Here is a 10,244-nt window from a genome sequence, read left to right on the forward strand (position 1 = left end):
CGCCCGCGGCGGCAGTTCGGCAACGGGCTACGTCCCCAGCGACAGTCCGCTCGGTCCGTCGCGGCCGCTACCGGAAACCATGGGCTGGCCCGATTCAACACTGAGGGAGCAGTACGACGCCAACCGGCGCGCGGCGGACGGCGCTGCACTCGGCCAACAGACCTCGGCAAATGAATCCGAGATCCGCGCACGCCAGACTCGGCGGCGCGCCGTATCCGGCCAAGTGGTGGGCAACGACCTGGCCGGTCGCGTCGGTACCAGCGAAGCCGAGACGAAGGCAAAGATCGACAAGGCTCGCACGCAAGTCTCGCAGGAAGCCGGAACACTCAGCGAGAACTACAAGGCCTCGGTGCGCATCGGCAAGATCAGTCCCAACCACGGTGGCAACCGAGCGGTCTGGGATACGGTGGGCGCCAACGCGAGCGAGCCGAACCTCGGCACTGCGCCCAAGGTCGAGCCGATCGGCGAATGGCACTTCGACAAAGACGGAGTTCCAGTCGCGGGTCCCAAGCCCCAACCTGCGGTACCACCCCCGAAACCCGGAACTGCCGAAGACGTCGACCGCCCGAGAAAGGATCGAGGCGGCGCAACCGGTGAACGGTGAGCTACTCGTCGACTCGCGTCTTGCCAGCGCCGATCTCGAGGCTCCCGAGACCGTTTCGCGTCATGCGGCCTGGTGCGTCATCCCATTGTTGTGCATCCGACAAACCAAGCGTCGGTTCGCATGCATTCGTTTGACGCGCTCCTGAGGTGTCGTCAACGGGGACACCCACATGGATGGCAGCGCGAACTTGTGTCGCGAGACTCGCCATGAAGCTCGACAGCTTGCTGATTCCGGACATAACCTGATCCGCTCACTCCGCGGAGAAAACGACGCTCATCCTACGCCCTCAGACGACGCCAAGGACGACGTTTCCAGGACGACCGTCTGCAGGCAGGCTCGGAGAAGCGTAGCAACTTCGACCGGACCTCCCTCGCCGTCGCTGCCCGCTCTACGGCGGCGCAACGGGACTGCCAGGGCTGGTCGCACGGCGCGTTGCTGCTTCTGTCGTCTTGCCCGGCAAAGTGGCAGCCTGAGTCGACTCGATGCGCGCGATCTTGGCTTCAAGTTCGGCAACCTGATCACGCAGGCGTTGAGCTTCCTTCACGGCGGCATCTCGCTGACTGCTGCCATCACGAACGGCGGCAATCAGTTCCGACTGCCACCTCTCCCCGCCCGCGTTGTTGGTCTTGTCTTGGAAGTAGGACAAGCCCGAGAAGATCAACGCGAACAGGGCCAGCACCGCTGAAATGCCGACCGACCAGACAGCGATGGTGATCTGCTTGCGCGTCGAGCGATCAGCCTTCTTGTCGCGCTCGTCCAGCTGTTCCAGCAGGACCGTTGCTGCCTCTGCGAGGTCCTTGAGCGTCTTGGCCGACTCAGCGGTCATCTTCCCGGTCAGCCTGACCATCTCGAGCTCTTCAGCTCGTTCGCGCGCCTGCCGAGCAAAGTGCTCGTTCATCGCGTGGAAGTGATCCATGCTGGGCTGGTAAATCTCGACTGCTGGTGCGCTCTTGGTCAGTCGCTCGAACTCGCTGAGAGTCGACCCCAATATGGAAGAACTCTTGCGAACCTGATCGAAGATACTGCTAGTCGATGCCAGCATCTTCTCGTGCATCCTTCGTAGTTGCTGCGACTGCTCTTGGGCTTCGTGCTTCAGCAGTCGGTCCAGATAACCGACTGCCGATTCGGTACTTTCCCGCACAGGCTTCGCCGCTTCCTCGCCATCGACTCGTGGCCCACGCAGAAGCACAGCGGCATAGACCTCAGCGACGTGCTCCACTTCGGCGTCAGAGAGCCGATCAACGTCCTTAGTCGCCAACGGCGGCCGTTCGTCCTTGAACCCCTTGGCTTCGACCAGGCTCGCTATGTGCGGCAGGAAAGCACGGATACGGGCGATCGGCTCGTCACTGGGCAGCGACTGCAAGGCGCCTAGGTCCGAACTTCGCAAGCCATACAGGTACAGCGTACCGACGGACGTCGGTACGCTGGTTGCCGGCCCAAACAGCAGATCGAGGTTGAGCCCCTTCTTCTTCGGGGCGCCGTGATTGCCGCTGGAGGAGTCGCCGTCCTGCGCCATCACTCTCCCGACTCGAACTCGGCGTTCTTGAACTTCAGCACGTTGCAGTTCTCCTTCACCGCGCGCTGTAGCCCGTCATCGAAGCCGGTGGCTGATTCGGCCTGGATCTCGATGGCGATCTTCACCTTCACGCCGGTGCGCGTAGTGAACTGTTGGACGACCTCATCGACCAGGTCGGCGAACTGCTTCTTCGCCAGGATCGGGTCGAGCTCGATGCTGCCGTAGAACTGCTTCTTCAAGACCTGGCCGGCCGCGCCCGTGCCAGACGGATATCCGCCCTTGGCTGAGTCTTCGACACGGGGCGTATCGCCGCCGCCAGTGGTCACCGTCGTGGTGGATGCGCCCCCGCCCGTGACAGCGGTCTTGGCCCGCGAGGCTTCCTCTGCTGCACGCAGCGCCTCCGTGTAGGCCGCCGCGGCGAACGGCTCGATCAGCAGCAGCGACGAGTCCATGATTAGCGACGTGCGCTTGCCGTAGCTGAACCCGACGTAGCGACCGTCTTCCTTGCCCTGCGCGAAGCCGAAGAAGTCGCGGCTCTCAGCGCCCGCGGCCATCGTCAGCTGGAAGACCGTGTCGTCCTTCAGGCGGGGCAGGTACAGCTGCTGGCAGCTCTGCTGCCAGACGTTCAGAGCGCTGGTTTCCTTGGCATCGTCCTTCCAGAACCAGTCCTTCAGCACCTTGGCCAGGTGGATCGGCGCCCACTCGTTGATGAGCAGCTCGTTTTCCTTGAGCACGCGCTCAACCTCTTGCGCCCAGTTCTGCGCGCTCGGGTTGGCCTGGAAGTGCTCCCACCGCAGCTCGGACAGGCCCTTGCCGGGTCGTGCCTCCTGCATCGGTGCCACGATCCACCTGTAGGTCTCGCGGATCATGCGGCGTACGGTCTCCTCGGCCTGCTCCAGGCTGGCGTTTGCCTGCTTGGCCATTAGGTTGTCGAGGACGATGCGGTTGTCCTTGTAGTCGGCAACGATGCTGCGCCAAGCCAGGTACGAACGGACGTGGTCCTTCAGGCGGCTGACGCTGTCGTAATCGGCCGCCAGGAAGATCAGGCGGTTCTGCTTGAAGCGGGGCTGGTCGCCGCGCTTCTTCAGGATCTCGGCCGCGCGGTCGATTGCCAGGCTCTGGCCGCTCTTGCTGAAGGCGGCGTCGGGCGGTAGCACCACCAAACGCAGGGCCCAGTCATCGGGAACGTCGCCGCTGTCGGTGAACACGTGGATGCCGCCGAACACCCCGCTGGCGAAGCCGCGCTGGACGCGCTCGCGGACGGTCGGGAACACGTCTTCCTTGTCCTGGAAGCGGCGCTTGCGCTCTTCCATCTCCCGCCGCAAGTTGGGCCGCGTATCGAGCCAGAAGCGGTTGTTGGCGTGGTTGAGGTAGTGCAGCCGGTCACCGAGCCGCCGAAGTGCGTCCTTGAACAGCCCGATCTGCTGGCCGGGCTGAACGATGCCAAGCATCACCCGCTCGAGCTCCAGACCGCGCACCAGCTGGTTCGTCGTGCTGGGCGCGCTGCCCAGGAACACTGAACGCGCCGCACGGCGACAGGCCTGCACGCTGCCGAAGCGGGTGTCCTTGTTCTCGATCTCGGTGGTCTCGGCGCGCTCACCGTCCACGTCGCGTTCGAGCACCGGGTCCCAGCCTTGGGGCAGGTAGTAGATGACCTCGTTACGCACATCGGCGTCGTACAGCGGCAGGCTGCCCGGCATGATCAGCGGGTCGTTGTTGCCGTCCTTCCACAGGCGGTGGATCACCTTGGCCATCATCTTCAGCACGCCGCGGGTGCGCTGGAAGTTGTCCAGCGTGGACCAGTCTTCGTAGAGCCGGTCGAACACCTCGGGGTGGATGGGGTAGGCGTGGACCAGGCGTTCGAAGTAACGGCTCTCCTGCGTTTCCTGCGGAAAGTCGTCGCGGTTGGCGGTGTAGAAGTCCGCGAAGGCGCGGCACACCGACTCCATCGCCAGCTTGTCGTTGATCGACGCGAACAGGCGTCGCCGAACGATCTCGAAGGCCTCCTCAGTTGCCACCGGCTTCCACAGCGCCTGCACGCGGCCGAAGTAGTGCGCCAGCGCCTCCAGTGCCTTCACGCCGCGCTGGCTGCCAGCTTCCTTGTCCGACTCCGGCAGCGACGCCAGCAGCACCGCCGTCGGCACGGCCTTCAGAGCCTCGGTCAGCGCCTGCACGAACGACAGGTTGGAGTCGAAGGTACCCCCGGTGAGAGCCTTGCCTTCTTCGAACTGGCGCACATACGCCACCAGCTCGTCGATGAGGATCACGCACGGCGCACACCGCGCCAGCAGAGTCTCCAGCACCGCCTTACCCGGCGAAGTGCCCGAAGTGTCGGCATCGGCCACAAGGGCGTAGCCTTCCGCGCCGCCCAGCTGCCACGCCAGGTCGCCCCACAGCGTGCGCACCGCCTGCCCATCGCGCTTGATAGGCTGATTCGGTGCTGACTTGTTGCCGTCGAGCACTGCCACGCGGGCGCGCGGCAGTTCTACAACCTGCGCCGCGCTTAGGATCTCGCCCACGCCCTGAAGGTCGCTGGCCGCCGCCTCGCCCTTGGCCAGGTGATAGACCGCCAGCATCGTGTGCGTCTTGCCGCCACCAAAGGCCGTCTGCAGCTGGATGACCGGGTCGCCGCCTTTGCCCGAGAGTCGCCGAACCACCGAGTCCAGCAGCAAGCGCATGCCCTCGGTGATGAAGGTGCGCTGGAAGAACAGCACCGGGTTCTGGTACTCGCTCGTTGCTGTGCCCGCGTGCACACGCGAGAGATCGGCCGCGAACTCAGCCTGCTGGAACGTGCCCTTGAGCACGTCCTCGTGCGGTACGGCGACTTCGCGCCAGGGTTTCAAAGCCATGGTGGTTCCCCGATCAGATATCCAGCTGTGCCTGCGAGCCGATCACGCCAGCCTCGCCAGCTGCTTGCTCGATGCCGCTCCAGGCCGTGACGAGTTCGTTGTACGCGCGGGCGTCGTCTGCCCAACCCTTGCGCTCGCACAGCGTGTAGAGCCTGTAGGCCAAGGCACGAATCGGCTCCGCGCGAGCTGGCATGCGGGCCAGCAATGCACCTGCCGCCGATTCGCCTTCCTGATTCAGCGCGCGAATCAAGTGGTGCAGCGCTTCCCAAACGGGCAGCCGACTGTCCGTTTCGGGTGACCAGTCGCGCGGCAGATCGATCCAACGCAGCAGGCGCAACTCCCCTTTGCCGGAGGCCACAACGCCCGTGGCTTGGAGGCCGTCAACGCTGGTCCCTTTGGCGCGGGCAAGCACGTCGGCCTCACCGAAGCGACCAGTGGCCCAGCCTTGCTGCTCGAACCAGTGCAGGCAGAACTGTGTGTCGTGGTCGAAATCGTCCTCGGCCAAGAAACGGTTGATCAGCTGCAGCGCAGTGCGTACACGCATTGGCGTGCCGTCAGCCTCCAGCACGGCAGCGTATTGGCTGAAGATTGACATGCCAGGACCTATGATGGCCTGCGATAGGTCCACTGGCGTCACGGGCGAATTGACGCCACCGCGCGTCATCTCGTCCAGCGCCTCGGGAAGTGCGGCGTTGAGTTCGCGAATGAACTCCCGGCGCGACACCGCGGAGGCGTCGACTGGGCGCTGGCGGCAGACCAAGATGATGCTGGAGGCAAGTGCGTTGGTCTCGGCGCCCACCATCCGACGCTCAAGTTCAGTCCGCATCGGCCATGTCCCCGTAACCGAGAAGCCAGCGTCAATCACAGCCTGAAGAAAAGTCTCCCATCCGGTACTAGACGTACCACTGTCGCTCTTTGTCTCGCTCTGCTTAAACGCGTAGTAAATCGTCACAGGAAACGCTGGATGCGCCTTCTGCGCTAAGTTGTGCATGGCTTGCGTCATGCCATCAAGGAAGAAGGCCTCAGCCTTGTCCTTGCTTCCGTGCCGATAGGCTGCGGCAACCAACTCATCCGCTTTGGGTACCGATAGCGTGGCGAAGAGACTTGGGAAGGTTGACCGCAGGCTTTTGCGCATCCAGACGTAGAAGAAGTCCGATAGGTCAGCGTATGCAATGTTGTCGTAGTAAGGCGGATCTGTTGAAACGACTCGGTTCATCGACAGGACCTGAGTTTGAGCGTCCGCCTGTTCAGCTCGGCCCGCGATCACAGGCCTCATCTCACTCAGGGCATCAGTGATTGACTTGATGCCACCGTCGAAATTCCCGCTGGAATCAGATAGCGGGTTGCTTTCAGCGAAGTCCCAGGTCATCGGAAGGGACTGCCGTCCGAACGTGTTGCGCGCATGTTCGCGGAGGCTCGCCCAGGCGCACAAGTTTGAATTGCGATCACTGACCTTGTCGATTGCGAAAGCCAAGTAGACGCCCACCGCTTCCGCGTACGCCCTCGCACCGATTCCGCCTGCATCCAGTCCGATACCGTCGTCGGATAGGCCGGCGGCCAGGGCGTCGGCCTTCACCTTGGCGGTCGTCAGGTCCACAAGGTCCGAGAAGGTGGTTAGCGCAACCAGCTGGCGTGGTGTGAAGAGGTCTCCCCACTCCTTCAAGCCGTAGGGCACGCAAGTGCCACCCGTCAGGCGAGCAGGCACGTCGCCAGATGGTTTCCATCTCGGCTGCGCCCGTCGAGCAATGTCCTCTTGCCCTTCGGTCGGTGCCAGATAGATGCGGCCTCGCGCACCTTCCGCAACGATAGCCATCAAACGCGCACCCATGCGACCGGCCTGCCCTTCGGCCTTGATGTAGTCGCCACCGATAGGGGTGTCCGACAAGACGCAGCGGAAGTTTGCGCCGCGTCCAGCTGCCTTGGTGCCCTCCTTTGCTTCTTCGGGGGGCTTGCCCACCTCAACGGTAAAGCGGTAGCTATCACCGACGACCACGGGCAGCACATAGGCCTCCTTGCCCTCCTTGCTGGACAGGACAAAGGTTGACGCCAGAGGTACGTCCACGTGCGAGTAGGCCGGGTTGGGACTTTTGACGGTGCGTGCCCACAACCAGGCGATGACCGTGAGTTTCTGGCCCAGCAGAGGCTTCAGGTCTGGGCGCTCCGACGCGATGGCTGCGGTGATCTCCAGCGGCGGGTAGAGGTGACCGATGCGTTTCCTAGCTTCGTCTCGCATCCAAGCGCCGTAACGACGCACATCCTCGGCCAGCCCCTTGGCCCCAGACCAATCCACGTGCAGCTGAGCCTGACGCTCTCCTGCAGGCAGTGGCCCTACGGGCGCGCATCCGGAGAATCGGGACGGGATCTCGATCATGGCCTTGTTAATGCTCACGGCCACTGGGTTGAGGTCGGAAGCAAAGCTCTCCAGCCCGAGGCGCTGCGCCTCTAGGGGTAACGCTCCGCCGCCAGCAAAGGGATCGTGAAATGCGGGCAGCTGGTCGGGGTTGAACAATTCAGCTGCCTGCGGGTGGCTCTTGTTCAGTTCGCAGACCTCGCGCCAGCTGCGCCGGATCTCGGCACGGGCGCGCTCCAACACGTCTTCGTTGTTGGTGTTCTCCCACTGAACCAGCTCTTCGATGATCTTGAACAGGCGCTCCCGTGCCAACGTGGCTCTTTCCTTGTTCACGCCATAGCGAAACCCGCCGCCCTGCTGATAGCCCGGGTCGTTGACCATCTGCGCAAAGATTACGGCGCGCGCTGCAGCGAGAGGGCGCCGCGCCCACCACAGGTGCATGGTCGACGGATGGCCATGCCGAATCGACTTCTCGCGTGCGGCCGCAACGTTGATGGCATCGAGCGGCAGCGCGACCTCGATCAGCTTCTTGGGTGTCTTGATGTTCATTTAGTCGTCCTTCTCCCAACCCATCTTGCCATCGCAGTGGCTGCAGCCTGTCGAGTAACTGTGTTCCATGTCGCCAGTGTTCGGCTCGTTGCACCACCCACATTGCTCGACGTGATCGCTGATGTCGAAGCAGTTGACGCAGAAGTAGTGATCGTCCCGCCTGACGACGGTGTGATAGCCATCGCAGGTTCCGCAGTTGGCAGGTTCCCATCGGTCGTCGCCGTCAGCGATGCCGATGTGAGCTGCTGCGTGGTCCGTCAAAGCGTCGGCCAAGTGCTCGGGCTCGATGCCCGAACCGCAATGCTCACACGTCGCGTAGCCTTCGTTCGCAATGACGACAGGCTGGTTGCAGTGCGGGCAATCGATCTCGACCTGGGTTTCTGTGTGATCGCACACCAAGCAACGGACCGAAGAGATCTGACTGTCGAGCGCTTCCGGGATGGCTGCCTTGAAGCCGCAAGCGCTGCAGGCCTTTGGCTTGCAGCCAGATTTCCTGGCGGCGTCGAGTTCCGGTTTGAGGGCCTTGAACTTGGTAATCAGGTACTTCCGGTGACCCTTCATCGATCGGTCAGCGCGTGAGATCTCAGCGCTGAATTCGCGAAAGTAGGCGCTCCACCGATTCAACAGCCGGTGTAGGTGAAACCAGGACCGGCAATGCTCGGCAACGATCTGAGCTTTCGCTTGCCCATCAGTGTCCACATCGACATGGAAGAAGTGGATCATCTTGTTGCGATGATTGGCCAGGGCGCGAAAGCTGTTGAACGCATCGTCGGCAATGTCTTCGCCTGCTACGTCACGAATGCGCGCTCGTGCCTCATCCATCGTGACCGATGCAAAGTCCCCTGCCATGAACTTCGCCAAGTTGGCTTGCTCGGTCTTGGAGACGATGAGCGACCAGTGCTCCTTCATCAGGCGCGCCTTGAGCAGCATCTCGACTGCTGCGCAGAAGTGGATGACCGAGTACTTGGGAGCCTTGTCGAACTCTTCGATCCCACGCTCCAGGAAGTCGAAGGCGTTGCGGGTCAGCGAGTCAAAGATGTCGTGCTGCGTCACCTGACAAGCTCCGCCTTGGCAAGAAGCTGATCGAGATCGAGGTTGATGCTGGTCACCGCCCAGTCTGGCTCCTGGGTGAAGGGCTGCCGCACATAGAACGGCCCTTCATGCTGATCACCGTCCACCATCACGACGGCCAGGATGAACCTGTCGGTCTGGTTGAGCCCGTAGAGGATCTCGTTGCGCGTGACCGTGATCGTGGTCTGGCCCTTGGCGCGGCCCTTGACCTCGATGTGGCGCGAGGGCGGCAGCTTGCCGTCCAGCGCCTTGGGCAGGCTGGTGACGTCCCACCCGCACTTTTCGGCCGACACGTCGATGACGTCGTGCCCCAGCGCGCGCTCGGCGTTCATGACGGCGCGCATGGCGATCTGCTCAACGCGAGCCCGCGCGGCGGCGTCGGCCGTCCATCCCGGTTGTCCCTTGCGCTGCAGCAGCAGGCCTGCGGGGATGACCAGTGAGCCGCCCAGGATTACAGGCGTAGCGGAGATGACGTGGCGCATGGCCAGCAGCTCCTTCTCGCGGGACTCGCGGCGGGCGGTGAGGTCGTCGATGGTGCGGCGAACGTTTTCCAGCGTCAGGCGTACGTCTTTGCCGGCGGCGATGTCGTCCTGCAGCTTGATGTAGCGGTCGGACCAGAAGCTGATTTCCCTGACCAGGCGTTCGTGCACGGCGGCCAGCGTCTTGTCCACGGTCTTCTCGCAGCGGGCACGGACCTCGTCGAAGTGCTCGGGCACGAGGTGCGTGGAGGCATGGGCCAGCGCGACCTGCTCCAGGTCCTTGGCGATCCAGGGTGCAGCCAGCACATCCTCGATCAGCGCCATGTCAGCCGGTGCCAGTGGCTCCAGGTCCAGGTGAGGGGCCCAGCCGGCGTTGATCGCGTTGCCCTTGGGGTCGATCTCGACGAACTGCATGCGGCGGGACACCACGTGCGTCGGGTCGGCACCTTCCTTGACCGAGTGGTCGATGATGAACATCACCTTCGGGGTCAGGCCCATGTCGGCCGGGTCCACCAGCACGGTGCCTTGCTTGAGCTTGTTGCGGTGGGCTTCGAGCACCAGGTCGGTCACCGACTGCATCAGCGGGTGGGCTGGGTGCAGCAGGCTGGCCATCGGCGCGCCCACGCGGTCAAGCACGCGGACGTACTGCTTCTCGAAGCAGACGCGCTCGTAGCGGCGCAGTACGGGGTCAGCATTGCGTCGGTCGCGCCCGGTGATCTGGCGGTCGCGCTCGCGGATGATGGCCGGGACGTTGGTGATCTCGTAGCGGCCCGGTTCACGCGGTCGCAGCTCGCCCCCCAGCTGCTGGAAGGCCTGGGTGAAGAAC

The 10,244-nt window shown here is 63.4% G+C and carries 6 protein-coding genes; 1 reads left to right on the forward strand and 5 read right to left on the reverse strand.

The features are described 5' to 3' along the window. The coding region (locus AB7U92_RS14130; protein ID WP_428577857.1) for a hypothetical protein at nt 1-604 on the forward strand (604 nt) is incomplete at its 5' end. A gap of 388 nt (nt 605-992) precedes the next feature. Here the strand turns inward: AB7U92_RS14130 and AB7U92_RS14135 are convergent. The 5 genes from AB7U92_RS14135 to AB7U92_RS14155 all read right to left on the reverse strand — a co-directional run. Next, nucleotides 993-2,120, reverse strand: a complete 1,128-nt coding sequence (locus AB7U92_RS14135) for a hypothetical protein (protein ID WP_428577860.1) — start codon at nt 2,118-2,120, stop codon at nt 993-995. Then, entirely contained in the window at nt 2,120-4,969 is a 2,850-nt protein-coding gene (locus tag AB7U92_RS14140) for an ATP-binding protein (protein ID WP_428577863.1), read from the reverse strand. The genes AB7U92_RS14135 and AB7U92_RS14140 overlap by 1 nt, the downstream gene beginning before the upstream one ends. Before the next feature lie 13 nt (nt 4,970-4,982). Next, complete coding sequence (locus tag AB7U92_RS14145; RefSeq protein ID WP_428577865.1) at nt 4,983-7,868, reverse strand: DUF1156 domain-containing protein; 2,886 nt, start codon at nt 7,866-7,868, stop codon at nt 4,983-4,985. After that, nucleotides 7,869-8,921: a hypothetical protein gene (locus AB7U92_RS14150; RefSeq protein ID WP_428577868.1), complete on the reverse strand. Its 1,053-nt coding sequence runs from the start codon at nt 8,919-8,921 to the stop codon at nt 7,869-7,871. Further along, nucleotides 8,918-10,244, reverse strand: a 1,327-nt coding sequence (locus AB7U92_RS14155) for a DUF3883 domain-containing protein (RefSeq protein ID WP_428577871.1), incomplete at its 5' end; no start/stop codon positions are given. The genes AB7U92_RS14155 and AB7U92_RS14150, both read right to left, overlap by 4 nt.

This window comes from Piscinibacter sp. (genome assembly GCF_050175855.1).
GTDB lineage: Bacteria > Pseudomonadota > Gammaproteobacteria > Burkholderiales > Burkholderiaceae_C > Piscinibacter.

Coding starts and splice junctions, on each gene's coding strand:
- AB7U92_RS14135 (WP_428577860.1), bottom strand. CDS start 2,120: ATGGCGCAGGACGGCGACTCCTCCAGCGGCAATCACGGCGCCCCGAAG.
- AB7U92_RS14140 (WP_428577863.1), bottom strand. CDS start 4,969: ATGGCTTTGAAACCCTGGCGCGAAGTCGCCGTACCGCACGAGGACGTG.
- AB7U92_RS14145 (WP_428577865.1), bottom strand. CDS start 7,868: ATGAACATCAAGACACCCAAGAAGCTGATCGAGGTCGCGCTGCCGCTC.